Annotated in this window: 25 protein-coding genes and 8 tRNA genes; 25 read left to right on the top strand and 8 right to left on the bottom strand. The window is 29.7% G+C overall.

Features of this window, described 5'->3' with window-relative positions; genetic code table 11:
- Positions 1–155 precede the first annotated feature (155 nt).
- Positions 156–500, top strand: a complete 345-nt coding sequence (locus LJD34_RS07490; protein ID WP_227359547.1) for a hypothetical protein — start codon at positions 156–158, stop codon at positions 498–500.
- A gap of 22 nt (positions 501–522) precedes the next feature.
- Here LJD34_RS07490 and map read toward each other — a convergent pair whose 3' ends face one another.
- The gene (gene map, locus LJD34_RS07485; protein WP_195933455.1) at positions 523–1,380 is read right to left on the bottom strand and encodes a type I methionyl aminopeptidase; all 858 of its coding nucleotides are present in this window, start codon (positions 1,378–1,380) and stop codon (positions 523–525) included.
- Positions 1,381–1,468: 88 nt separating this feature from the next.
- Here map and LJD34_RS07480 point away from each other — a divergent pair, with 88 nt between their 5' ends.
- From LJD34_RS07480 to LJD34_RS07455, 6 genes are all read left to right on the top strand, one after another.
- On the top strand, positions 1,469–2,020 hold the full coding sequence (locus LJD34_RS07480; protein ID WP_195933454.1) for an NUDIX hydrolase: 552 nt from the start codon (positions 1,469–1,471) through the stop codon (positions 2,018–2,020).
- A gap of 149 nt (positions 2,021–2,169) precedes the next feature.
- Positions 2,170–2,883: a LytR/AlgR family response regulator transcription factor gene (locus LJD34_RS07475; RefSeq protein WP_227359546.1), complete on the top strand. Its 714-nt coding sequence runs from the start codon at positions 2,170–2,172 to the stop codon at positions 2,881–2,883.
- 55 nt (positions 2,884–2,938) lie between these two features.
- Complete coding sequence (locus LJD34_RS07470; RefSeq protein ID WP_107030484.1) at positions 2,939–3,628, top strand: N-acetylmuramoyl-L-alanine amidase family protein; 690 nt, start codon at positions 2,939–2,941, stop codon at positions 3,626–3,628.
- Positions 3,629–3,744: 116 nt separating this feature from the next.
- Positions 3,745–3,821, top strand: a tRNA-Ile gene (locus tag LJD34_RS07465).
- 40 nt (positions 3,822–3,861) lie between these two features.
- Positions 3,862–3,937: transfer RNA gene (locus LJD34_RS07460), tRNA-Ala, on the top strand.
- Between the two features lie 80 nt (positions 3,938–4,017).
- Entirely contained in the window at positions 4,018–5,022 is a 1,005-nt protein-coding gene (locus LJD34_RS07455; protein ID WP_117788642.1) for a PTS transporter subunit IIC, read from the top strand.
- Positions 5,023–5,034: 12 nt separating this feature from the next.
- Here LJD34_RS07455 and LJD34_RS07450 read toward each other — a convergent pair whose 3' ends face one another.
- The 4 genes from LJD34_RS07450 to LJD34_RS07435 all read right to left on the bottom strand — a co-directional run bounded on the left by LJD34_RS07450 (position 5,035) and on the right by LJD34_RS07435 (position 10,426).
- Positions 5,035–8,202, bottom strand: a complete 3,168-nt coding sequence (locus LJD34_RS07450) for a DEAD/DEAH box helicase (RefSeq protein ID WP_227359545.1) — start codon at positions 8,200–8,202, stop codon at positions 5,035–5,037.
- A gap of 103 nt (positions 8,203–8,305) precedes the next feature.
- Positions 8,306–9,292 (bottom strand): dipeptidase, encoded by a 987-nt coding sequence (locus LJD34_RS07445; protein WP_147580739.1) that lies wholly within the window; start codon positions 9,290–9,292, stop codon positions 8,306–8,308.
- A 13-nt stretch (positions 9,293–9,305) separates the two neighbouring features.
- Positions 9,306–10,160, bottom strand: a complete 855-nt coding sequence (locus LJD34_RS07440) for a DegV family protein (protein ID WP_227359544.1) — start codon at positions 10,158–10,160, stop codon at positions 9,306–9,308.
- Between the two features lie 11 nt (positions 10,161–10,171).
- On the bottom strand, positions 10,172–10,426 hold the full coding sequence (locus LJD34_RS07435; RefSeq protein WP_022001050.1) for a hypothetical protein: 255 nt from the start codon (positions 10,424–10,426) through the stop codon (positions 10,172–10,174).
- 177 nt (positions 10,427–10,603) lie between these two features.
- Between LJD34_RS07435 and LJD34_RS07430 the strand changes: the two genes are divergently transcribed.
- The 12 genes from LJD34_RS07430 to rpiB all read left to right on the top strand — a co-directional run bounded on the left by LJD34_RS07430 (position 10,604) and on the right by rpiB (position 16,412).
- A tRNA-Asn gene (locus LJD34_RS07430) sits at positions 10,604–10,679 on the top strand.
- 3 nt (positions 10,680–10,682) lie between these two features.
- Positions 10,683–10,758: transfer RNA gene (locus LJD34_RS07425), tRNA-Glu, on the top strand.
- A 5-nt stretch (positions 10,759–10,763) separates the two neighbouring features.
- A tRNA-Val gene (locus tag LJD34_RS07420) sits at positions 10,764–10,839 on the top strand.
- Between the two features lie 11 nt (positions 10,840–10,850).
- Positions 10,851–10,926: transfer RNA gene (locus LJD34_RS07415), tRNA-Thr, on the top strand.
- A gap of 6 nt (positions 10,927–10,932) precedes the next feature.
- Positions 10,933–11,008 (top strand) — tRNA-Lys (locus LJD34_RS07410).
- Positions 11,009–11,015: 7 nt separating this feature from the next.
- Positions 11,016–11,099: transfer RNA gene (locus LJD34_RS07405), tRNA-Leu, on the top strand.
- A gap of 537 nt (positions 11,100–11,636) precedes the next feature.
- Positions 11,637–12,584 (top strand): sugar phosphate isomerase/epimerase family protein, encoded by a 948-nt coding sequence (locus LJD34_RS07400; protein ID WP_227359543.1) that lies wholly within the window; start codon positions 11,637–11,639, stop codon positions 12,582–12,584.
- A complete protein-coding gene (locus tag LJD34_RS07395) occupies positions 12,574–13,938 on the top strand; it encodes a PTS transporter subunit EIIC (RefSeq protein WP_117480774.1) in 1,365 nt (454 codons plus the stop codon). The genes LJD34_RS07400 and LJD34_RS07395 overlap by 11 nt, the downstream gene beginning before the upstream one ends.
- A gap of 64 nt (positions 13,939–14,002) precedes the next feature.
- Complete coding sequence (locus tag LJD34_RS07390) at positions 14,003–14,743, top strand: DeoR/GlpR family DNA-binding transcription regulator (protein WP_117871431.1); 741 nt, start codon at positions 14,003–14,005, stop codon at positions 14,741–14,743.
- Positions 14,744–14,805: 62 nt separating this feature from the next.
- Complete coding sequence (locus tag LJD34_RS07385; protein ID WP_022002312.1) at positions 14,806–15,291, top strand: PTS glucose transporter subunit IIA; 486 nt, start codon at positions 14,806–14,808, stop codon at positions 15,289–15,291.
- A gap of 9 nt (positions 15,292–15,300) precedes the next feature.
- A complete protein-coding gene (locus LJD34_RS07380; protein ID WP_227359542.1) occupies positions 15,301–15,954 on the top strand; it encodes a ribulose-phosphate 3-epimerase in 654 nt (217 codons plus the stop codon).
- Between the two features lie 2 nt (positions 15,955–15,956).
- A complete protein-coding gene (rpiB, locus tag LJD34_RS07375; RefSeq protein ID WP_227359541.1) occupies positions 15,957–16,412 on the top strand; it encodes a ribose 5-phosphate isomerase B in 456 nt (151 codons plus the stop codon).
- A gap of 127 nt (positions 16,413–16,539) precedes the next feature.
- Here rpiB and mscL read toward each other — a convergent pair whose 3' ends face one another.
- Positions 16,540–16,992: a large conductance mechanosensitive channel protein MscL gene (mscL, locus tag LJD34_RS07370; RefSeq protein WP_200765361.1), complete on the bottom strand. Its 453-nt coding sequence runs from the start codon at positions 16,990–16,992 to the stop codon at positions 16,540–16,542.
- Positions 16,993–17,258: 266 nt separating this feature from the next.
- Here mscL and LJD34_RS07365 point away from each other — a divergent pair, with 266 nt between their 5' ends.
- Genes LJD34_RS07365 through LJD34_RS07340 form a run of 6 tightly spaced genes read left to right on the top strand, consistent with a single transcriptional unit; the run spans position 17,259 to position 23,024 of the window.
- A complete protein-coding gene (locus LJD34_RS07365; RefSeq protein WP_022002308.1) occupies positions 17,259–18,077 on the top strand; it encodes a MurR/RpiR family transcriptional regulator in 819 nt (272 codons plus the stop codon).
- A gap of 9 nt (positions 18,078–18,086) precedes the next feature.
- The gene (locus LJD34_RS07360) at positions 18,087–18,932 is read left to right on the top strand and encodes a fumarate hydratase (RefSeq protein ID WP_118473463.1); all 846 of its coding nucleotides are present in this window, start codon (positions 18,087–18,089) and stop codon (positions 18,930–18,932) included.
- Positions 18,929–19,486 (top strand): Fe-S-containing hydro-lyase, encoded by a 558-nt coding sequence (locus tag LJD34_RS07355; RefSeq protein ID WP_022002307.1) that lies wholly within the window; start codon positions 18,929–18,931, stop codon positions 19,484–19,486. Before LJD34_RS07360 ends, LJD34_RS07355 begins: the two co-directional genes overlap by 4 nt.
- A gap of 50 nt (positions 19,487–19,536) precedes the next feature.
- Positions 19,537–20,793, top strand: a complete 1,257-nt coding sequence (locus LJD34_RS07350) for a D-alanyl-D-alanine carboxypeptidase family protein (protein WP_227359540.1) — start codon at positions 19,537–19,539, stop codon at positions 20,791–20,793.
- Positions 20,794–20,832: 39 nt separating this feature from the next.
- Entirely contained in the window at positions 20,833–22,455 is a 1,623-nt protein-coding gene (locus LJD34_RS07345) for a B12-binding domain-containing radical SAM protein (RefSeq protein ID WP_227359539.1), read from the top strand.
- 50 nt (positions 22,456–22,505) lie between these two features.
- The gene (locus LJD34_RS07340) at positions 22,506–23,024 is read left to right on the top strand and encodes an ATP cone domain-containing protein (RefSeq protein WP_022002304.1); all 519 of its coding nucleotides are present in this window, start codon (positions 22,506–22,508) and stop codon (positions 23,022–23,024) included.
- A gap of 28 nt (positions 23,025–23,052) precedes the next feature.
- Here the strand turns inward: LJD34_RS07340 and LJD34_RS07335 are convergent, their stop codons facing one another.
- Positions 23,053–24,156, bottom strand: coding sequence for a 5-methyltetrahydropteroyltriglutamate--homocysteine S-methyltransferase (locus tag LJD34_RS07335; protein WP_117347560.1), 1,104 nt, complete (start codon positions 24,154–24,156; stop codon positions 23,053–23,055).
- Between the two features lie 127 nt (positions 24,157–24,283).
- Positions 24,284–26,026, bottom strand: coding sequence for a M24B family metallopeptidase (locus tag LJD34_RS07330; protein WP_227359538.1), 1,743 nt, complete (start codon positions 26,024–26,026; stop codon positions 24,284–24,286).
- Positions 26,027–26,277: the final 251 nt, after the last annotated feature.

The following is a 26,277-nucleotide window of genomic DNA, read 5'->3' as shown; positions in this document are numbered from 1 at the left end:
CAATAGTGATTGGTATGATGTTTATGGAGAAGGTAAAGGTATTTGTGATTTATAAGAGAAAACTGTAGTTCGTGAGGACTACAGTTTTTGGACTATCTGTCTAATGAAATAACAAAAATGAGATGTTAAAATAACCCTAGAAAGGGGTTGTTAAAATGAGTTGTCATCGTATTGGTCTAGGAATGAATTCAGTTGTTGAAAAATCAATTGAAATGTTTGAAAATGAAGAAATAGGCTTAAATGCTTGTAAAAAAATTATTGTTGCCTGTAGAAATGGTATTTATTGGTGTGATGGGAATGAAGATGAAGCTATTGCCTGTATTATTGATTGTTATTGTGGTAATTGTTTAAGAAAGCTTCATCAAGAGCATCGAATTCGTGTTGATAGAAATCGGTATGATGTTGTGACTCATTATTTATGTGAGGATTGTTATCAACATCTTGTTTATGAAGAAAGTATATTAAACAAGCACGTATATGTTGAAAAAACGGCAAAATAAAAAAGTCAGATTTTCTGACTTTTTATTTTGAAATAATTTCCACACCATCTTCTGTAACAAGGAAAGTATGTTCCCATTGAGCAGAAAGTTTTCCATCATCTGTATAAACTGTCCAATCATCATTATAATTTAAGTGAACATGTCTTGTTCCTTGATTAAGCATTGGTTCAATTGTAAAAACCATTCCTGGAACAATCAAAACAGTATCTTCTTTTGTTTTAAAATGGAAAACATAAGGATCTTCATGCATGGTCATTCCAATACCATGACCACAGAATTCTTCAACGACGCTATAGCCATTAATATGTGCATATCTTTGAATTGCTTTACCGATATCTCCAATATGACTTTTCCATGGTTTGATAGCTTTCATCCCTTCATACATCGCTTCTTTTGTGATTTTAACAAGTTTTTTAGCTTCATCTGAAACATTTCCCATCATAAACATACGTGAAGCATCGGCATAGTAACCATTTAATTCACTTGTAGCGTCAACGTTAATAATATCCCCATCTTTTAAAATAACATCAGAAGAAGGAATTCCATGACAAACGACATCATTAATAGATGTACAAATACTTTTAGGATAGCCTTCATAATTTAAATCAGCAGAATGTGCATTGTGTTCCTTTAAATATTCTCTTGTAAGTACATCGATATCTTCAGTCGACATACCAATTTTTATATTCTTTTCGATATGATCTAATAACCCATTATTTACAACAGCTGCTTTTTTGATTCCGTCAATTTGTTGTTGATTTTTAATCATTGATCTAGGAGGTGTCATCACTCCTCTTTTTTTGTAATAATTAATTTTTTTGTCAAATTCGCGGTGACAAACTTCATAGTCCAAGCCACTTCCGCACCAACATTTATTCATTTGTTCTACCTCTTTTCGTATCTATTTTAAACATCTCGTTTTATAATGTAAAGAAAGATGATAATATGATTTTAATGGAGATGATAAAATGGAAATTTTAGATATATGCGATGAATTAGGAAATCCAACAGGAAAGACAGTAGAAAGAAAAATTGCACACCAACAAGGAATCTTACATCGTACAGCTCATGTTTGGATCTTAAGAAAAAAAGAAAATAAAATACAAATATTATTACAAAAAAGAAGTGAACAAAAGGATTCGTTTCCTGGCTGTTATGATATTTCAAGTGCAGGACATATTCTTGCAGGGGATAACTATGGCCAATCGGCGGTAAGAGAGTTGAAAGAGGAATTAGGAATTGTTGTAAGGGAAAGTGAATTGATTGATTGTGGAAATCGTAGATTTCATTTTGAAGAAATTTTTCATGGTCGTTTATTTAAAGATAATCAAGTAAGTAAAATATTTGTTTTATGGAAAGATTTAGAAGAAAAAGATTTTGTTTTTGTTGATCATGAAGTAAGTGAAGTTAAATGGTTGGATTTTGAAAAATGTTATCAAGATGTTAAAGAAAATAAAATAAACCATTGTATTTATATTGAAGAACTAGACATAGTAAAAAAATATCTTCGTGTTCAATAATGCTCCTTTTTAAGTCTATATAAATTCCTTCTAAGGCGTTTTTTTGGAAAAAAACAAAAAAAAATATAAAAATAAAAAAGATGCGGGGGGGGGGTAAAATATGCTATAATTTATAGTGAATAAAATATGTGTAGTAAGGGTGTGTGAATATGTATTTTACGATTATGGATGATGATCGAGCGTTTGGCGAAACTTTAAAAAATAAATTAGAAAGTGAATACCATGCTGTTGTAGATGTTTATCATGGAATGATTGATCTAGATCAGATAAAACATGTACCCGATATTTTATTTTTAGATGTGATATTTGAAAATGGGACAGGTGTGGATTATGCGAAAAAGTACAAAGAAAAGTTTGATTCACAAAATGTTTTTGTTTCAAGTAAAAGTAGTTTGATTTTTAAAACCCAAGGATTAAAGGCGTTATGCTTTATTAGAAAGAGTCATCTTGATAATGACTTTAAAGTCTTTAAACAACTTTACGATGAAGAATGTAAAAATGAAATGAAATTGATTTTTGAACTGAATAAGGGAATGAATAAAAATCAAATGGCATATATAACATTAATGAGTGATGATATTATCTATGCAGAATGTTATGCTCATGAATTAATTATCCATACATATGAACATGAATATGCTGTTAAAATGACTTTGAAGAAATTTATGGAACAAGTAAAACAAGCACATTGTTTTATTCAAATACATAGAAGTTATGCAATTAATATGAAATATATTTATCGTATAGATAAAAATCATATTAATATGGTTGATGAAGAAAGTAAGAATGAATTAGAAATTGGTAGAAAATATAAAAAAGAAGTTAATGAGGCCTTTAGAAACTACTTGATGGATAAATTTTAGATATCATGAAAAATCATGATATCTTTTTTTTGACATATAATACAACGGTGATGTTATGAAAAGAATTTTTCTTATAATGATTGCTTTTGGTGTGTGTTTCTTTGAGATTCCTGTAGATGCTTATGAAAAATCTTTAAAAAATGTAAAAGTGGTGATTGATGCAGGACATGGTGGTTTTGATAATGGAGCTATTGAATATGGTTATTATGAAGATAATATTAATTTAGAAATTGCTTTGAAAATGAAAGATGAATTAGAAAAAAGTGGAGCTAAAGTCTATTTAACAAGAGATGGTGATTATGATATGACGAAAAGAAATCATCATTATTCTAAACAAGATGATATGTATTTAAGAGTCAAGAAGATAGATAGCTATAAATGTGATTATTTATTAAGTATTCACCAAAATGCTTCTGGTAATAGAAGTGCATGGGGTTCACAAGTTTTTTATTATTATAGAAGCAAACAAGGAAAAGCATTAGCTTTTGATATTGATCAAAGTTTAAAACAGTTAACAAATAGCAGAAAACCAATTAGTGGATGTGGTTTTAGAGTTTTAAGAGCTACTAAGACATTAGGAGTTCTAATTGAATGTGGTTTTTTATCAAATTATAATGAATGTGGGCAACTAAGAAGCAAAAATTATCAAAAAAAACTATGTCAAAAGGTAAAAGAAGGGCTCATTAAATATCATTTAAGAATAATGACTCAAAAAAAGAAAAAAACAGCAAAAATTTTACAATAAAAAAGCGTTGATTTTATCAATGTATTTTTATTTTTTTAAAAAAATGTAAAAAAATACACGAAAAACTGTTGACGTATTCTTATATGCATGGTATATTATATGGGCAGTTGATTGATGGGCCTGTAGCTCAGTTGGTTAGAGCGCACCCCTGATAAGGGTGAGGTCGATGGTTCAAATCCATTCAGGCCCACCATTTTAACAAATGAAATGGTGGAAAAAATAAATATTAAATTGGGGCCATAGCTCAGCTGGGAGAGCACCTGCCTTGCACGCAGGGGGTCAGCGGTTCGATCCCGCTTGGCTCCACCAATAAATAAACTAACTGCTTCGGCAGTTTTTTTGTTGTAAAAAAATAAATATACTCTATAATCCAATTGAGGGGGTAAAATATGGCACAAAGTAGAGGAAAAGGAAATTATGTAATCAATACTTTTAATGGAATGGCTTATGGCTTTTTTGCAAGTTTGATTATTGGAACAATATTAAAACAATTAGGAACATTAGTTCATGTTGAACAACTTGTAACCTGGGGGACAGTAGCAGGTTATTTAATGGGACCGGCCATTGGAATTGGTATGGGCTATGCAATTGATGCAAAAGGACTTAATTTGATTTCTGCGGTTATTGCAGGAGCAATAGGAGCTGGAACGTTTAATAATGGTGTTCAAGCGGGTAATCCAATTTCAGCTTATGTAGCAGTTTTAGCGGCTATTGAGGTAACAAGACTTATTCAAGGGAAAACACCGATTGATATTTTACTTGTTCCTTTTGTTTCTATCTGTATAGCAGGTTTGGTAACACAATTTGTAGGACCTTATCTTACACAAATGATTACTTGGATTGGAAGTGTTATTAATGATGGGGTTTCTTTGCAACCTTTATTTATGTCAATTGTTGTAGGGGTGTTAATGGGAATGGCATTAACGGCACCGATTTCTTCAGCTGCTATTGGTATTATGTTAGGGCTTGATGGTTTAGCGGCAGGGGCAGCACTTGCAGGGTGTTGCGCACAAATGATTGGTTTTGCGATGATGTCTATTGAAGACAATGATATTGGTGATGTTATTGCTATTGGAATTGGAACAAGTATGTTACAGTTTAAAAATATTATTAGAAGACCGGTTATTTGGTTACCTACAATTTTAACAACGATTATTACAGCACCTATTTCAACGGTCTTACTTCATATTCGTTGCAGTGCAATTGGCTCAGGAATGGGAACAGCAGGACTTGTAGGCTTATTGGATGCGATTCAAGTAATGGGAAATCAGTATTGGATACCACTTATTTTGATAGATGTGATTGCTCCAGCAATTTTAACATTTAGTTTTTACAAAGCTTTTAGAAAATTGAATTACATAAGAAAAGGAGATTTAAAGATTGAACGTCTTTGATCTCCTTTTTCTTTATTTAAATAAATCAATAATATCTGCAGTAGACATTTGGGTAATAGAACCATTATTGTTTTCAATAAACATATTCGATAAATCTTGTTTTTGTTCTTGAAGTTTTTGGATTTTTTCTTCAATTGAATTTTTCATAATCAATTTATAAACTTGAACATTATTTGTTTGTCCAATACGATAAGCTCTATCTGTTGCTTGATTTTGTGCAGACATATTCCACCATGGATCATAGTGAATAACGGTAGAAGCACTTGTTAAGTTAAGACCAGTACCACCTGCTTTTAAACTGATTAAAAAGACAGTTGTTTGATCGTTTTGGAAGGCATTAACAAGTTGATGCCTTTTGATTTTTGTTGTTGAACCAGTTAAAACATAATAAGAAATATCTTTTTTACGTAATTCAGCTTCGATTAAATCTAATGATTTAGTAAAAGAAGAGAATAGTAAGACTTTTTGATTATTTTCTTTTGCTGTTTCAATAATATCCATACAAGCTTTAAGTTTAGAACTTGGCTCAATGATATCTTTATATAAAATACGTTGATCACAACATAATTGACGAAGCCTTGTCATCATTGCAAGGATTTGGATCTTATCGATATGATTTACCTGAATAGCACTTTGTAATTCACTATTAATTGTTGATAAGTTAGCAAGATATATTTTTTCTTCCTCTGGTGTAAAAGGAATAATGACATTGTTTTCAATCTTGTCTGGTAATTCTGTTAAAACCTCTTTCTTTGTTCTCCTTAAAATAAATGGTTCAACTAATTGCTTAAGTTTTGCTTGTTTTTGTTGGTCTTCATTTTTTATGATTGGTATTTCGTAAGTTTCTTTGAAATGATGATAATTATATAAATATTGAGGCATCAAGAAATCAAAGATTGACCATAATTCTGCTAAACTATTTTCAATTGGAGTACCTGTTAAAGCAAAACGATATTTACCATTAATTAATTTAACAGTTTGAGCATTCTTTGTACTTTGATTTTTGATATATTGAGCTTCATCTAAAATAAAATAATAGAATTGATAATCTTTATATAATTCATAATCTCTACGAATATAATCATATGAAGTAATAACAACATCATATTCTGGAATGCTTTCAATTAATTTCTTTCTTTGAGCAATATTTCCAGTAATACAAACTGTTTTCAATTTCTTTGAGAATTTTTTGATTTCATCTTGCCAGTTATAAATCAAGGTTGCAGGAGCAACAACGAGACTGACATGATTTTCACCGATACCATCTTCAATCAATGTCATGACTTGTAATGTTTTACCAAGCCCCATATCATCAGCTAAGATACCACCGAAGCCATATTCTGACATTGTTTTTAACCATTTAAATCCTTGAACTTGATAGTCTCTTAAAATCTTAGAATAATTTTGTGGAACTTGAATATCTTCAGGATCTTTTTCTTCAATATGAGAAATCAAGTCTTGGAAATGTTGATCTCTGTTGAAATGTAATGATGAACTGTTCATAAAGTTTTCTAAATAAAGTGAATGATATTTATCAACTTCAACTTCACCATCTTTTAAATCGTTATATTCAATATTTAAATCATTAAATAATAAATCTAAATCTTTGATACTATCATCATCTAAATTAATAAATTCCCCATTTTTTAAACGATGATAATTCTTTTTGTGTTGATAAGCATATAAAATATCTTTAATTTCTTCTTTATCAACATTGATACTATTAATATCGATTTTTAATAAATCATTTTGTAAACGAACACCGATATTTAATTTCATATTTTTAGGTTTATTCATTTGTTTGATTTCTTCACTAATATAAATTTCACAATCATTATTAAGTGAAGGTAAAACACGAGTAATGAAATCATAAATATCTTCTTCATTATAAAGATAATACATTTGAGTGATTTCATCATATTCCAGGTATTTTTGTAGTGTTTGAATAACACCATCTAATTTTAATGGAAGTACTAGATCTTTAGGGTTTTCTAAGATTGTATTTCCTTGATCATCTCGATAATCTAATGTGACAGATAATTCGTTGTTGTTATTTAAATCGACATAAATTAATAAAGAAATATCCATAGGTAGATATTCATCGATATCATCTCCTGTAAATTCGACATAAGGAACAACAGAATCAATGATATATTTAGAAAAACGTGGTAATTCGTTATTTGGAATTGTAAGTGAATTATTTTCTAAATGTGTAAGTAAAGGTCTTAGCGCATCACTACATTCTTTTGAATATCTATTAAGGGTATAGTGATCGAAATAATAGATATATTGATGACCGATGATAGTAATACCATCAGGTTCTTTGTATTTGATGGTTGTGTAATCTTCATCTTTTTGGATTTCTAAAATGAAGTTTTGTAAATCAATTGTTGTAAAGTTAATGTTGATATCTAAATTATCATAATGTGTTAGAAAAAAATCATCAATATTGTCTGATGTGATTCTAATACTACGATCATCATCTTTTAAATGAAAATATTCTTTAATAAAACGAATTTGTTTTAATGAAGAACTATCAAAGGCTTTAGAGTTATGATCGGTAACTAAAGCATTTCCATATTCAACAATTTCGTTTGCTTTTACATTTTGAATAAAAGTATTTAAATTTTTAATTGTATAACTTCTATCGCTAGCAATCTTATAAGATAAACTTAATCGATTAAATGTACTTTTTACTTGTGGTATTAAATGAATGTGTTGATTAAGTTGTAATTGATGTAAACGATGTTGATTTTTATATTGTTCAATTAATGAAAAAGTTAAATTAGCTTGTTCTTTTAAATGTGCGGCTTCTTTTTTGGCTTGAAGTGCTTGTAATTGATCAGCGTAATTTCCTTTTTGATTGAAAGAATAAGGTAAATCACTTGCTTCAAGACCGTAAAATTTTAATAAAATAGCACCTATATGTCCACATGCCAGTTCATTAGGCTTACAGTGATTACAATCACAGTTAAATTCGAGGATATGTCCTCCTGTATCAACTTGAATTGTAGCAGTATCAATTTTACCGTTAACATTAGTACTTCCTACGATTTGGTAAATTTGACCATCTTTAATAACAGACATGTTAGATATTGTATTATGTTGAAATAAGTTATGAGCTACTTTCCAATTGGGCTCATTAAAATACTTATTAATTTCATCATCTTTAATATACATAAGTAGTCCCTCCCATTTAGCTATTATAACATTATTTTTCTAAAATGATGAGATAGAGATACGCATTTTTTTTGTTTTTTTAAAAATAGGATTGTTTCCAATCCTATTTCAAAACTGCTTTATAAACACGTAAGACATTTTTATAAAAAATCTTTTCAATTTCTTCAATAGATAATCCAGCTTCAATTAAAGCACCATATAACATTTGATAACCACTTGCATCCTTCATTTCAAGCTTGGATCCAATACCATCAAAGTCACTTCCTAAACCAATACAATCAATACCTGCAAGATTTTTGATATATAAAATATGTTGAACCATATCCTTAACATAACTTGTTTGATGAGTACCTTCGGTAGTTAAAAAATCACTACAGAAGTTGATTCCCATAACACCTCCACGACTAGCAAGTTTTAAAATCATGTCATCTGACATATTTCTAGCGACACCACATACTTGACGAGCGTTACTATGAGAGGCAACGAAAGGTTTTGTTGTATGATGATAAACATCATAAAATCCAGCATCACTTAAATGAGAAACGTCAATAATGATTCCTAAACGTTCCATTTCTTTAATATATTGTAAACCAAAAGGTGTTAAACCATCGTGATCATTGATTTTAAACATATCTTCATAACAAGAAATATTAGAAAGGTTAGGGTGTCCAATGCCATTTACATGATTCCATGTCAAAGTAATCATTCTAACGCCTAATCTATAATAATGTTCAAGTAGTGATAAATCATTTTCTACAACAGCACCTTCTTCTAATGTTAGAAGAGAAGACATGATACCTGCTTGTTGATGATCGATAATATCTTGATAACAAAAGACAGGTTTAATGAGTTCAGGATATTTTTCTATTTCATGATAATAATAGTTAATGAGTTGATTTGCTTTTAAAAAAGGTTGAGGATTTTCACTTAAATCAACAAACATCGCAAAGTTTTGAAGTAAATAATCTCCTTTTTGCATTTTCTTTAAATCAATATGACCGTCATTTTCTAATAAAGAACCTTCTTTACCGTGATGTAAATCATCATAAAGTTTTAAAATAGTGTCACAATGCATATCAACAACTTTCATCATTAATCACTCCTTAAATTTTATATGTAGCATGAATTGCACAACAAGCAAGACCACCATGGCATGTTAAAACAGCAGGCAAATAATTGATTTCTACATCAATACCATGGAAGGTTGTTTGAAATAATAATTTTGCTTTTTTAGCAAAAATTTCATTATCAGCGTGTGAAATATAAATCTTGTGTTGTTTAGCGTTAACACCTAATTCATGGAATTTATCAACAATCGATTTTAAAATTTTTACCTCAGTTCTAGACATTGCATATTTATCAACGGCTTTACCTTGTTCATCTAAACAAAGCAAAGCTTTGATTTTTAACATCGATGCCATTCTGGCTGCCATTGGTGATAATCTTCCACTACGTGAAAGTTGTTTAAAGTTATCTGGATAAAGGAACGAAAAAGAATGATTTGTTTTTTCTTCTAAAGCAGCAAAAATTTCATCAACAGTTTTCCCTTCATCTGCAAGTTGTTTTGCACAAATAGCCATATCCATAACAGGAGCACCTACTTGACGACTATCATAAATATAAACATTATCTAAACCAACGGTATCTTTAGCAAGATGGAAACCGTTGTTTGTTCCTGATAAATCTGCAGAGCAAGTAATAATAATGATTGCTTCATAATCTTCTTCTTGCCATTTTTCCATTTGTTCAACAAGATAACCTGTATTTGGCTGACTTGTTGAAGGAATTTTACCATCTCTTAAATAGTCATAAAGTTGTTTGGTTGAAATATCGATTTGATCTTTATATTCATGACCATCAACGATGACACTTAATGAAATAAGTTCGATTCCGTTTTTTTGTGCAATTTCTTGATCCATTGCACTTGTTGTGTCTGTCACAATTAAATATTTTTCCATTTTTGATCTCCTTAAAATTCTAATTCTAATTCTTGATAATCTTCTGTAAGAGATTGAGTGGTTTTTAACCAAGCGTAGGCTTCCTCAAATTCTTCTTCAGTAATATCTTCTATTATTCCAAATTTAATAAGTTTACATACATCATATATACTTTGCCATAAAGCATCGAATTGATGATCTTTTGCATCAATATCTGCTTGTTCACTTTCTTGATAAACAATAAATTCATGTGCGATTTGACTTGCCTGTTCTCTTTGTTGGTCCATAGGATCCTCCTTATATTATATGTTTATATAATTATACCATTAATCAAATATAGAATGGTATATAATATTACAAGAAGAAACGGTTTTTGACATAAAATTAAATTTTTTTAAAAAAAATTTAAAAAAGGGTTGATTTATTAGAAAAAGGATGCTAATATAAATGAGCACTGTTAAGTTGCTTGAATAGCTCAGTTGGTAGAGCAATCGGCTGTTAACCGATCGGTCGTAGGTTCGAGTCCTACTTCAAGCGCCATGTGGCTCGTTGGAGAAACGGTTAACTCACATGCCTTTCACGCATGCATTCACGGGTTCGAATCCCGTACGAGTCACCATTTTTGGAGGTTTAGCTCAGTTGGGAGAGCATCTGCCTTACAAGCAGAGGGTCAGCGGTTCGAGCCCGTTAACCTCCACCATTTTTTTAAATGCCGGCTTAGCTCAATTGGTAGAGCAACTGACTTGTAATCAGTAGGTTGAGGGTTCAAGTCCTTTAGCCGGCACCATATTTTGACCCGCTAGCTCAGTTGGTAGAGCATCTGACTTTTAATCAGAGGGTCAGGCGTTCGAGTCGCCTGCGGGTCACCATTTCAATGCGGGCGTGGCGGAACTGGCAGACGCACTAGACTTAGGATCTAGCGCCTTCGGCGTGCAGGTTCGATTCCTGTCGCCCGCACCAAATGTAAGAGACATCGAGTAATCGATGTTTTTTTGTGTTTTATAGATAAATAAATTATAATGATTTACTTTTTTGTTGCACTATTAATAATTACGTTAATTTTTTATAGTTAATGTGTTAATTATTGAATATAAGTATTTGAGTAAGCTAAATTACGTATTATATGAAATCGTTTGTTTTTGTTTAAAAGTTAGAAAAAGTAAAGACGTTTGGTATTAAAAAAATATAATCATAATCAATCATTAAATTGTCTTGTGAAAATATTATTAAAGTAAAAAATACAAAAGATCCTTTTATAAAAAAAGTTCTTTTGTATTTTTTTATGGGATGAATAGTTACTTATGAAAAAATATGAAAATAAAATCAAAATATTTCAAAAATAATCAAATATATCTATTAAACACATGGCTAAAATCATTAATTTTCATAAACTTAAGAAAAATAATGAAAAAATATGAAAAAAATTGAAATAAAATGATTGAAAACGCTATCTTGATGTGCTAATATTGAAACTGTCAAAGGGAGGTAATGAAAAAAATGAAATTAGCAACAAGAATTAATTCTTATTTAAGAATTGAAGGATATGATTTAGAAAAATCATTTTCAGATTTTAAAAAAGTTGGATTAGGATATGTTGATTTAAATTATCCGGAACATGTTAAAGGTTATGATGCAAATACCATGAAATCATTATTAAATAAATATGATTTAAAATTAAATGGTGTTGCACTTAGATTTAGAAATAAATTTATTAATGGTGAATTAGGAAATTCTGATCCCGAGCTTGCAAAAGATGCACTTCAATTATGTAAAGATGCTGCAGATTATTGTAGAGATGTAGGGGGAAAAGTTGTTACAATATGGCTAGGTTTTGATGGTTTTGATTATAGCTTTCAAATCAACTATAAAAGAGTTTGGGATCAATTAGTTCATGCATTCCAAGAAGTTTGTGATTATGCACCTGATTTACAAATAAGCATTGAATATAAACCATATGAAGAAAGATCATATGCATTTATTGATTCAATGGGTGTTACAGGTATGATGTTAAATGATATTAATAGAGATAATATTGGAGTGACATTAGATTATTGTCATATGTTAATGAAACATGAAAATCCTGCATTTGCTGCAGATATTTTTGGAAGTCGGAATAAATTATATGGTATTCATTTAAATGATGGTTACGGTGTACATGATGATGGTTTAATGATTGGAACATCAACTCCATTTAAGACATTAGAAATGCTATATTATTTTAAAAAACATGGTTATAAAAATGCAATTTATTTTGATACATTCCCTGTTATTGAAGAAGCTGCAGCAGAATGTGAAAGAAATATTGAAATGATTAATTATATGAATAACTTAATAGATAAAGTTGGATTAGACTATATTCAATCTATTATAGATAGAAATGATGCTATTGCAGCTAGTAAGTTAATGCTTGGATTCTTTAAAGGAGGAGAAAAAAATGAATTATAAAGAAACTGCAAAAGGTATTCTTGAGCATGTTGGTGGTGTTGAAAATATATCAAATATGTCACATTGTGCAACACGTTTAAGATTAAATTTAAAAGATGAAACATTAGCAAATGATGAAGATGTTAAGGCGGTTGATGGTGTTGTTAATGTCATCAATAAAGCAGGACAATATCAAGTGCTTATTGGAATTGAAGTTCCTCATGTTTTTGAAGAATTTGAAAAATTAGTAAAAGGTAACGGAAATGTTGAAATGGCAGAAAGTAATGAAGATGAAGGGATTATAAGTAAAGTTTTCTCAGCAATCTCTGCAATTTTCGCACCATTATTACCTGCTTTAGCTGGATCAGGTATTTTAAGAGGTTTATTGATTTTAGCAGTACAATTAGGAATGATTAAAGAAGGTAGTGGAACTTATACTATTTTATATTCAACATCTATGGCAGTGTTTTATTTCTTGCCTGTTCTACTAGCATTTACATCTGGTAAAAGATTTGGTGCAAGTCCTTATATTTCAGCACTTATTGGGGCTGCTTTACTTCATCCAGATTTAATTGGATTAATGGGTGATATTGGAAATGGAGCAACAACTTCATTCTTTGGCATTCCAACAGTTTTAATGAATTATAACTCTACAGTTTTACCTATCATTATTACAATTTGGGCATATTCTTTCTTATATAAATTTTTAGATAGAAAAGTTCCAGAAACATTGAAATTAGTTATCGTTCCACTTGTATCTTTAGTAGTAATGGTTCCATTAACATTAATTGTTATTGGTCCAATTGGGGTTTATGTAGGAGAAGGTATTGCAAATGTTGTTAACTGGTTAATTGAACGTAGTGGTATTTTAACTGGTGTCTTAATTGGTGGTGGATGGAGTGTCCTTGTAAGTTTTGGTGTACATTGGGCAGTTAATCCAATCATGATTAATAATATTTCTCAATTTGGTTATGATTATATTTGTCCTTTAACATTTGCATGTAACTTTGCAGTAATTGGTACAGCTTTAGGTGTTTATTTAAAAGCTAAAGATCCTCAATTAAAAGGATTTTCATTAACAGGTATTATCACAATTGCATTATCTGCAATTATTGAACCAACTTTATTTGGTATGTTAGTAAAAAATAAGAAATTATTTTTAGCACAAATTATTGGTGGTGCTGTAGGTGGCGCTTATTTAGGATTAATGAAGGTTGTTACAAATGCATTTGTTTTTGGTAGTGTTACAACTTTTCCAGCATTCATCGTAAATAACGCAAATGTTATTCATGGTGCAATTGGTTTATTAATTGCTACTATTGTTGGTGCAGTATTAGGATATATGTTTACAAACAAAGAAGACAAACTCGCATAGTATTGATTTATAAATTATGGAAAATATGTTATCCTTATAAACAGGAAGCAGGTGTATTTAAAATATGATTCCATATGAAAGACAAAAGAAAATTTTAAGTATTATTGAAGAAAAAGAACTTGTAAAAATAGACGAATTACAAAAAATATTTGATGGCGTATCTGTTTCAACTTTGAGAAGAGATTTAAAGGAACTTGAAAAAAATAGAAAAATAGAATCTTTCTCTGGTGGAGCATTTAAAAAAATATCTACAATTGGAGAAATACCAATTTCAACGAAAAATACATTAGAAAGTGAAAAAAAGGAAAAAATTGCTAGAATGGCATCTGAATTAATTGTGGATGGAGATACAATATATCTTGATTCAGGGTCAACATGTACAATGATTTTAAAATATATTATCGGAAAAAAAATTACGATTTATACTACGAATACAGATGTTTTTTCTATAAATGAAAATGTAATAGCTGATATATTTGTTCTTGGAGGTAGATATAATCCTATCACTTCATCATTAACAGGACCGTTTACAGAAGATTTGTTAAAAAACCTATATTTTAATAAATCATTCTTAGGAGCTAATGGGATAGATGAAACATTAGGTGTTACAACACCTACTATAGAAGAAGCAACAAAGAAGAGAATGGTAAAAAGACATTCAGATCAAATTTATCTTGTATGTGACAGTTCTAAGTTTCATAAGTTATCAAATGTAAAAGCATTTGATTTAGATGATGTAATTGTAATTTCGGATAAAAATGATACAAAATTAAATGAAAAAGTTTCAATAATTACTGAATTATAGATAGAAATTACAAAAAGCGAGTCACTAACAGTGTACTCGTTTTTAAAATAAGGAGAAGAAAGATGATATTTGGTAAATTTAAAGCAAAAAAAGTAGAAAATTATAATATTTGTTCCCCAATTAAGGGGAGTGTTATTGATATAACTAAAACAAATGATCCGTTATTTAAAGAAGAAGCATTAGGAAAAGGAGTAGGAATTATTGCTGAAGAAAATACTTTAGTATCTCCTGTAAATGGAGTAATAAAAACTTTTTTTCCTACTAAACATGCTATTGGTATTACTACAGATGATGGTATAGACATTCTTATTCATGTAGGGATTGATACAGTTGAATTAAATGGTAAATATTTTAATGCTTTAAAAGAACAAGGAGATAAAGTAAAACAAGGAGATAAACTTTTAGAAGTTGATTTTGATGGTGTCAAAGAAAGTGGATATGATGCTACAGTTTTATTTGTCGTTACTAATTCTCAAGAATATTCTTCTGTGAAATCATGTGAAGGAAATAAAACGATAACAGATACTATTATTGAAATTCAAAAATAGGAGTATTTTATGGAAAAGTTATTATGTCCAAGTATGATGTGTGCAGATTTTGCATCATTAAAAACAGAAATAGAAAATCTAGAAAAAGTTGGAATAGATATCTTTCATTTAGATGTGATGGATGGAAGCTTTGTACCAAACTTTGGGATGGGACTACAAGATATCGAATATATCTGTAAGACAGCCACAAAACCATGTGATGTGCATCTAATGATTGAAGAACCAGCAAAATATGTAGAAAAGTTTGCTAAACTAGGAGCGAAAATCATCTATATTCATCCAGAAACAGATCCACATGCCTGTAGAACATTACAAATGATCAAGGGTGCAGGAGCCAAAGCAGGGATTGCAGTGAATCCAGGGACAACCTTTGAAACAGTAAAGGATTTACTTTATTTATGTGACTATGTAATGTTGATGAGTGTGAATCCAGGATTTGCAGGACAAAAATATTTAGATTTTGTAACACCAAAATTTAAAAAGTTTGTAGAAGAAGCAAAGAACTATGGAGGATATGATGTCATGATCGATGGAGCATGTTCGCCAGAGAAAATAGAAATGTTGTCTAAAATAGGAGTTAAGGGATTTATTTTAGGAACAAGTGCTTTATTTGGAAAAGGAAGAAGTTATCAAGAAACTATCAAAGAATTAAGAGGATTATAAAAATGAAAATAGGAATTGGAAATGATCATGTAGCAGTAGAATACAAAAAAGAAATCAAAAAATATATAGAAGAAAAATATGGCTATGAAGTAGTCAACTATGGAACAAATAGTACAGAAAGATTCAACTATCCTGTATCAGGAGAAGCAGTAGCAAATGCGGTTGTAAGTGGAGAAGTGGATAAAGGAATCGTTATCTGTGGAACAGGAGTAGGGATCTCACTAGCGGCAAATAAAGTCAATGGAATTAGATGTGTAACATGTAGCGAACCATATAGTGCACTTTTATCAAGACAACATAACAATACAAATATGTTAGCTTTTGGAGCAAGAGTGGTAGGAATTGAACTTGCAAAAATGATTGTTGATGCATGGCTATCAGGTGAATACGAAGGTGGAAGACACCAAGTACGTATTGATATGTTAAAAGAAATTGAAGAAAAACAAAAAAATAAATAATTAATTGAATCAATAGCATTATTTATAACATGCACCGATATTTTTCCTCTCTTAAATATCACATAAATAATGCAATATAAAATTTATTAAAAAACTCTTTGTAATGAGTACATTACAGAGAGTTTTTTTACTTTTCTAATTGACTTGTACAGTGTGGGCAACGAGATGCTTTAATAGAAATTTCACTTTGACAATAAGGACAAATCTTCTTTGTCGGTTTTTCTTCTACTGGTTTTTCAGTTTTAGATCTTAACTTGTTCATTGCTTTAACAATCATAAAGATGACAAAAGCCATAATAATGAAGTTAAGTAAACCAGTAATAAATAAACCATAATTGACAGTAGATGCCCCTGCTGCTTGAGCAGCAGCTAATGTTTTGTATGTATTTCCATCTAAAGCAATAAATAGATTAGAAAAATCGATCTTACCTGTAACTAAACTTAAAATAGGCATAATGATGTTTTCTACAAGAGAAGTGACTAATGAATTAAAAGCACCACCGATAATAACCCCAACAGCTAAATCAATCATGTTGCCTTTTAAGGCAAATTCTTTGAATTCTTTTAACATTATATTGATCTCCTTTTTCTTTATTATAAGAAAAAGAAAAAAGACATCAAGATGCCTTTTATGTTATTCTTATTTGGGAGGATAAGAATAATATAGAAAGATAATAGAGGGAATATGAATAGTAAAATCTATTTTCTTTCTACAGATTTAATATATGAATAAAAAATAGTTAAAAAAAGTTACAAATGTAAAAAAATATGTGATTTGTTATCACAAATTTATATAAGCATAAAGATGAATTTAGTGTATAATATTGTAGAATAGGGGAGGATGACATGAAAAATTTATTTTATAGATTATTAATATATTTAGATAGCGCCAATGAAACAGATACAAATTATAACATTGCCTGGTATATGGCACATCATATTTCAGAAGTAGCTCATATGGGAATTTCTAAACTTGCGAGCGAATGTTTTGTGTCTCCAGCAACCATTTCTCGTTTTTGTAGAACGCTTGGTTATGAAAATTATGCTCATTTAAAACAAGAGTGTGCGTGGTTTAGTTCAACATCAAGAAAGTTTAATAATTTAATTAATGTTCCTTTAGATATGATGAAAGATCATCCAGAAGAAAGTACAGCTTATTATAGCCAACAAATTTGTACATCTTTAAATCAACTTTCTTCTTATTTAGATTGGAATGTAATCGATGAGGTTTTAAAACTGATTCATGATAGTGATAACGTAGCTTTTTTTGGAACACAGTTTTCACATTCTGTTGCTTTACATTTTCAAACTGATTTATTGATGTTAGAGAAGTTCACAATGGCTTATATGGAACAAACAAGTCAGCTTCAATGTGCTAAGGAGTTAGATGAAAATAGTGTAGCTATTATCTTAACAGTAAGTGGTCATATTTTTAATGGGAGTCAAAAGATGATTTCATATATTAAAAAATCAAATGCGAAAGTTGTTGTGATTACCAATGATAAGAGCTTTGATTTTGGTTTTGAACCAAATTATATTATTGAAATAGGTGATTCAAAATATAAAAAAACAGGTAAACATAATTTACTTACAACAATGGAATTAATGTCACTTAGATATTATTCTATTTATTATCCTGATGTAAAAGATAATATTATTGAATAGGAGATATATATGAGAGAAATAACATGTTCAACAATTACAGATGCAATTAAAAAAATGTGTATAGAAGCAGCAACTATTTTACCTCAAGATGTTGAAAAAGCATTATCACAAAAACATGATGAAGAAGATAGTGCACTTGCCCAAAAAACATTACAAGTATTAATGGATAATGCAAAGTTGGCACAAGAAAAACAAATGCCTATTTGTCAAGATACAGGAATGGCTTTTGTTTATGTGACAATGGGACAAGAAGTACATATTACAGGTGGCAGTTTAAATGAAGCAATTCAAGAAGGAGTAAGACAAGGATATACAGAGGGGTATTTAAGAAAATCAGTTGTTAAAGATCCTTTGTTTGAACGTACTAATACAAAAGATAATACTCCAGCAATTATTTATTATGATATTGTTGAGGGGGATACTTTTCATATTACTTTAGCACCTAAAGGATTTGGTTCAGAAAATATGAGCCAAATTAAGATGTTAAAACCAAGTGATGGACTTCAAGGAATTAAGGATTTTGTGATGAAAGTGGTCAATGATGCAGGACCAAATGCCTGCCCACCATTGGTTATTGGTGTAGGTATTGGAGGTTCTTTTGATAAAGTGACAATGCTTGCTAAAAAGGCCATGATTCGTGAAATTGGAAGTCATCATTCAGATCAAAGATATGCTTCTTTAGAAGATGAATTATTACAAATGATCAATGAAACAGGAATTGGCCCTGCTGGTTATGGAGGAAAGACAACAGCTCTTTCTTTAAATATTGAAACTTTCCCTACACATATTGCAGGAATGCCAGTCGCTGTTAGTATTTGTTGTCATGTCTCACGTCATAAGGAGGTTTCATTATGATTTATTTAGAAACACCATTAACAGTTGATAAAATTAAACAGCTAAAAGCTGGAGATGAAGTTTTTTTAAGTGGAACGATTTATACAGGAAGAGATGCTGCTCATAAAAGATTGATTCAATTATTGGATGAAGGAAAAGAACTTCCTTTCAATATCCAAGATCAAACGATTTTTTATGTTGGCCCAACACCTTCAAAACCAGGTCAAGTATTTGGCAGTGGTGGACCAACCACTTCAGGAAGAATGGATGCTTATTCACCTAGACTTATTAAACTTGGCTTACATGCGATGATTGGTAAAGGGTATCGAAGTGATGCAGTTAAAAAAGCCATTGTTGACTATCATGGCGTTTATTTTGGTGCTATTGGTGGTGCTGGAGCGATGATGTCTTCATGTATAGAAGAATGTGAAGTGATTGCTTTTGATGATTTAGGACCGGAAGCAATTCGTAAGTTAAAAGTTAAAAATATGCCATTAGTTGTAGTGATTGATCATTTAGGAAATGATTTATATGAAATTGGTAGAAAAAACTATTTAAAAAAGGATTGTAAGTAGTATTTATATTTTCTATAATAGCGATACATTAATAGAGGTGAAAAAAAGAAATGGGATTATTTAAGAAAAAAACAGATTATAGTTATTACAGTTCTTATAGTAGTTCAAGAAGACGTTTAAAAGTAGGACGTACTGTGATTGCTGTAATTGCAGCAGTGGTTGTTATTTTAGGAATTATTATTTATTTTAATTTTAATAGAATTCAATTTTTGATGAAAGGCTACTCTTGGTCAACAACTAGTGAATTAGTAAAATCATTTGATAATGATGAAGAAAAAGAATTGTTATCACATGATGAGATGAAACATATTTTAAAATGGATCGATAATTCAAATAAAGTAGCTCTTTATGATGAATATGAACAATTCTATTCTTTACATAAAGATATGAATTATGAAGATATCGTTGATGTTGTTAATTATATTTTTGAAAATCAAGTGCCTTCATTAAAATCAATGGGTTATAGTGAAAAAACAATTTGGTCAATGTTAAAAGATGGTGCAGGTAAAAGTGATCTTCAATTTTTAATAGACAATAAACTTACAAATAGTCAAACAGCTCCTTTTAGAAAAGTAAAAGGATATGATTTAAAGAAAATCAATGATTATATAGCACAATATAATACTGTTAAAGATTATAATTATGCCGTTAATATTGTTAATTATCCATTTATTGTTTCAAGTAATGGTCAAACAAAAGCTAAATATAATATTGCCAATCCAGATGATTATTTAACTCTTGTAAAAAAAGGATTCTATTTAAATGATTATGAACCAAAAGATTTAGTAGAATTAGATAGTGAATATGTAGCGCCAACATGCGATCATCCACAACTTAGAAAAGTTGCAGCCGAAGCTTTAGTTAAAATGATCAAAGATGCTAAAAAAGAAGGTATGTATTTATTATTAAATAGTGGTTATCGTTCATATGAAGAACAAGAAAAAATCTATCAAGAAACTGAACAAAAATATGGTGGTGCTTATGCTGCTGAATATGTAGCTACTCCAGGAGCAAGTGAACATCAAACAGGACTTGGTATTGATATGACTTCTCAAAGTGTCGTTGATAAACAAAGACTTGTCTTTGGGGATACAACAGAATATAAATGGGTTGTTGAAAACTGTGCAAAATATGGATTTATTGTTCGTTTTACAGAAGGAACGGATGGTATTACAGGAATTTCTCATGAACCATGGCATTTACGTTATGTAGGTAAAAAAGTGGCTAAGGAAATTAAAGATCAAAACTGGACGTTAGAAGAGTATTGTTTATATAAAAATGTTATTCCAAAATTTAAGAAAGATTAAAAATCTAGAGTTTTCTCTAGATTTTTATATAGAGTTATTATGAAAACATTAATCACAACATTAAATTCAAAATTTATCCATAAATCATTAGCGTTAAGACTTCTTTATGTAGCTTGTAAAGATGATCATGATATTGATTTTAAAGAATATACCATTAAAGATGATTTAAATCATATCGTAGATGATCTTTTATCAATGGATTTAGATGTTCTTTGTTTAAGTGTCTATATTTGGAATGTAGATCATATTCAAAAATTATGTCATTTATTAAAAGAAAGAAAACCTGAGTTAAAGATTATTATTGGTGGACCTGAAGTAACTTATGAAATTGATCATTTTTTAGATGAGTTTGAAATTGACTATATTATGGCAGGTGAAGGGGAAGTTGCTTTAAATCAATTATTGACAGCTTTGGAAAATAATGAAGAAGTCAAGCTTCAAGGTATTAGTATGAAAGAACATCGAGATCCACGCTTGATTCCACCAGTTGATTTAAGTTATTTAGAAATGTTAGAGTCTCCTTATTTATTAGAAAGAGACATGAAAGATATGAAAAATAGGATCTTATATTTTGAAACAAGTAGAGGATGTCCTTATCAATGTCAATATTGTTTATCTTCATTAGAAAAAGGATTAAGATTCTTTTCAATGGATTATTTAAAACAACAATTAAAAGCAATCTTAAATACAGATGTCAAAGTAATTAAGCTTTTAGATCGCTCGTTTAACGCTAAAACAGAACATGCTTTAGAAATATTAGACTTTGTTTTTAAAAACTGTCATCCAGGAGTACAATTACAATTTGAAATCAATGGGGATGTTTTAGATCAAAGAATTATTGATTTTATTAATGAAGAAGCACCTGATGGTTTACTTAGATTTGAAATCGGTATTCAATCAACTTATGAACCAACAAATAAAGTTGTTCAAAGATATCAAAACTTTGAACGTCTATGTGATGTTATTCGACAACTCCAACAAAATCATAAAATAGATTTTCATTTAGATTTAATTGCAGGATTGCCACTAGAGAACTTACAAAGATTCTCAAAATCATTTGATGATGTTTTTAGATTATATCCTAAGGAATTACAATTAGGGTTCTTAAAACTTTTAAGAGGAACAAGTTTAAGAAAAGAAGCTAATAAATATGGTTATATTTATGAAAAACATGCGCCTTATGAATTAATAGAGAGTCATGATTTATCTAAAGAAGATATTGAAAAAATACATTTAGCTGAAGATATGTTACAAAAATATTGGAATTCAGGAAGAATGCCAATAACAATGAATAAAGTCCTAAGACAATGTAAGTCACCATTTTATTTCTTTTTAGATTTGGGTGAATTTTACCAAGCTCAACAGTTTAAATTCTTTGGTTTTCAATTAGATGAATTATTCCAATATATCAATCTTTATTTAAAAGAACGATATGAAGATGAATTAATAGAAGACTATTTAAGATTATCTAAAGTCAAACCTAAAAAATGGTGGAAGACAAGAATTGATAACGAAAAAGAAATCAAACATCGATTAATAGAAAAGCATCAATTAAATCAAGAAGATGTCTTTAGATATGGGATTGTTGAAAAATTAAAAGAAGATTATATTTTAGTAATTTATAAAAATTATCAAGTCCATGTAGAAAAATATCATATATAATGAAATTAAATAAAAATTTCATTATACTATATATAGATAGGAGACTTTGTATGATTAAAAGTATTAGAAAAAGAGATGGGCGTTTAGTTGACTTTGAAGTAGACAAGATTGCTGGAGCGCTTTATAAAGCCTTTAGTGCATGTTTTGATAAAGTAGAATTAAAGAAAGTATATGCTATTGCTCATGATGTAGAAAAAAGATTAGAAGAAAAAGAAAGTACTTTACCAACAGTAGAACTTGTTCAAGATACAGTTGAAGAAATTTTAATTGAAGAAGGCTATGTAAGAGTAGCAAAGGCTTATATTTTATATCGTGATAAAAGAAGTCGTTCTCGTGATATGAAATCGATTTTGTTAGAAAGTATTGAAAATGAATCCAGTGATGATATTAATTTGTTTGATGTTTTTGAAAACTTAATGAATGATGCAATGGATAAAACAAGAAAAGAGGATTTAAAAAAGGTTTTTAAACTTTTAAAAGAATTGAACATTGATGAAGAAATCATCTATCAAAAAGTATCAGAAACTTTTGCAATGACAGATGAAACATTAAAATCAGTTATAAAATAATAAAAGGAACGAAAAGTTCCTTTTATTATTACCAAACTTCTTCAGCGATTTCTTTAACAAGTTTGACTTTATTCCATTGTTCTTCTTTAGTAAGTAAGTTTCCTTCTTCTGTTGAAGCAAAACCACATTGTGGAGACAGTGCTAATTGATTTAATGGAACATATTTTTCTGCTTCATGAATACGTTTAATAATTTCATCTTTGTTTTCAAGTTTAGCATCTTTAGAAGTCACAAGACCTAAGACAACTTTTTGATTTTGAATATAGCGAAGAGGTTCAAATCCACCAGCACGTTCACTATCATATTCTAAGAAGAAACCATCAACATGACAATTCCCAAATAAAATTTTTGCAACTGGTTCATATCCGCCTGAAGTAAACCATGTTGATCTAAAGTTACCTCTACAAATATGCATTGTAATAACCATATCATCAGGTTTAGCTTCTAATGCGAGATTGATCATATCAACATATTTTTTAGCAAGTTCATCTACATCAATTCCTCTTGCTTTGTAAGCTTCTCTTTTTTCTTTTGAACAAAATTCTCCCCATGAAGTATCATCTAATTGAAGATAACGGCATCCAGCATTATAAAAAGCTTTGATTGCTTTTTGATAAGCATAGGCGATATCTTTTAATAAAACATCGTTATCTTGATATCTTTCAATAGGTTGATAGTTTTCTTCTCTAATACAACAAATTAAATGAAGCATTGAAGGAGAAGGGATACATTGTTTAACTTCTGTTTCTCCAGATACTCTTTGCATGAATTTAAAATGTTTTAAAAATGGATGATCTTCGGGAAAATCGATTTTATCCACAATTTCTAAAGTTTGACTTTTTGGTTGATGTCCTTTAAAGGCAATTGAAAAATGTTCGACGGCTACTTTTTCTACGCCTTTTAAATCCCATAGAAAATCTAAATGCCAAAAGGCTCTTCGAAATTCACCATCAGTGACAGCTTTTAAACCAACAGCTTTTTCTTCATTAACAAGATTTTCGATAGATTTATTTTCAACTTCTTCTAATTGTTGAAGTGTTATTTTACCTAAAGAAAATTCTTCTCTTGCTTGTTTAATTTCTTTATCTCTTAAAAAACTTCCAACAATATCATATTTATAAGGTGCGTTCATTTTTACTTCCTCCTTGTTGTTACTAAAAGTATAAAAAACATAAGTGATATTGTAAAATACATATTTTTCACTATTTGATATAGCTTAAAGCTATATCGGTTTTAAAAAAATAACAAGATTTCTCTTGTTATTTAATAAATAAGTTATTTAAGTACCAATCTTTTTCTTCTTGAGTTAAGGCATCTTTAATATGATCGAAGGCATATTGTTGATATTCATTAATAGAAGCAATTTCATGATTTGATAAATAATTTAAATCTAAACCTTCAATATCAAATGGAACATAAGTGATCGGTTCAAATTTTAAGAAAGTACCATATTCATTTTCAGTATGTTTTACACATAAGAGTTCGTTTTCATGTCTAATACCATGACTACCTTCTACATAAACACCTGGTTCATCTGTTGTAATCATGCCTGGAACGATACATGCTTCATGACCATATAAGCTTTTTGGACGAAGTCCATTAGGTCCTTCATGAACATTTAAGAAATGACCAACACCATGCCCTGTTCCACAACGATAATCTAAATCATAGTCATAAATCACACCACGAGCAAGGATGTCTAGGTTTGCTCCTGTTGTAACATCTTGGATAAAATGCGCATTTTGTAATCTGAACATTGCTTTTAAAGCAATTGTGAAGTCTTTTCTTTCTTCTTGCGTCATTTCACCTAAAACAAAGGTTCTTGTGATATCTGTTGTTCCTGTTAAGTATTGTCCACCACTATCAATTAATAATAGATGTGAAGCTTCTACTTTAGAATATTGTTTTTCTGTTGGATGATAATGCATTAAAGCAGCATTTTCACGATAAGCACAGATTGTTGTAAAGGAAATATCTTTGAAATTTGGTTGTTGTTTGCGATATTCTAAAAGTTTATTCGAAATAGAAAGTTCATCCATTTCCATCTTTCCTATATTTGTTTTTAACCAATACATAAATTTAGTAACAGCAATACCATCATGTAAATGAGCATCTTTAGTTGCTTTGATTTCTGTTTCGTTTTTAATTGATTTAAGTAATTGACTTGGGTTTGTTTGATCAATGATATTTTCTTGACGAATATGACTTACTAAAGCATAGTTAACAGATTTAGTATCTAATAATACTTTTCCTTCAATATGTTTAATATCTTCATAAATATCAAAATAATCTTTAACTTCAATTTGGTCTTTTAATAATTCATCAATGACTTCTTGACTTACCGCTTCTTTTCTTAAATAAAGATTTGCTTTTTCTTTTTCAATTAAAGCATAAGCTAAAGCAACAGGGTTGCATAAAACATCATTACCGCGAATATTAAAGATCCAAGCAATATCATCTAAAGTTGTCACTAAATGATATTTCGCATCTTTCATTTTTTCTCTAATGATTTCTAATTTTTCTTTTCTAGAAACACCACAATATTTTGTATCATATAAATAAATTTCTTCATGGGAAAGTTCAGGACGCTCTTGCCAAATAAGATCTACAAGATCTTCATTGGCTTGAATGGTATTTGTGAAAAGACATTGATTATAAGGCATCACGCGTCCATCAAAACCAATGGTTGCTTCTGGATATTTTTCAATATATTCTTTAATAGTAGGAACACCCGGTGTACGCATTTTCATTAATTGGATACAACTACCGGCAAGTTCTTTTTCTGCTTGAATAAAATAACGACCGTCTGTCCATAAATAAGCTTCATCTTCTCTTACGATAAGAGTTCCAGCTGAACCGCTAAATCCAGACATATAATGACGAGCTTCAAAGTAACTTCCTACATATTCACTTTGATGAAAATCACTGGTTGGAATGATATAAAGATCGATTCCTCTTTCTTTCATAAGTTGTCTTAATTTTGTAATTCTTTGATTTATCATAATGACCTCCTAAGTTCTTTCATTTTAACATTTACATTCAAGAATGAAAAGGCTTAGAGATGAATAAAAATTAGGAATGAATCTTGCTAAAAGTGGCATGACGCTAAGGTTTTGGCAGATTTATGCAAATGTGAAAATTTGTCTATTGACAAATATTGAAAAGTGGGAGTAGAATAACGTGCGAAATAAAGAATAAGGTATGTATTGCAAGCGCCACATCTCTAGGAAGTGACATGAACAACACAAAAATA

The sequence above is a fragment of the Faecalibacillus sp. MSK20_93 genome, from assembly GCF_020589945.1.
Taxonomy (GTDB): Bacteria; Bacillota_I; Bacilli_A; order Erysipelotrichales; family Coprobacillaceae; genus Faecalibacillus; species Faecalibacillus intestinalis.
This window is presented reverse-complemented; position numbering and strand designations above follow the sequence as displayed.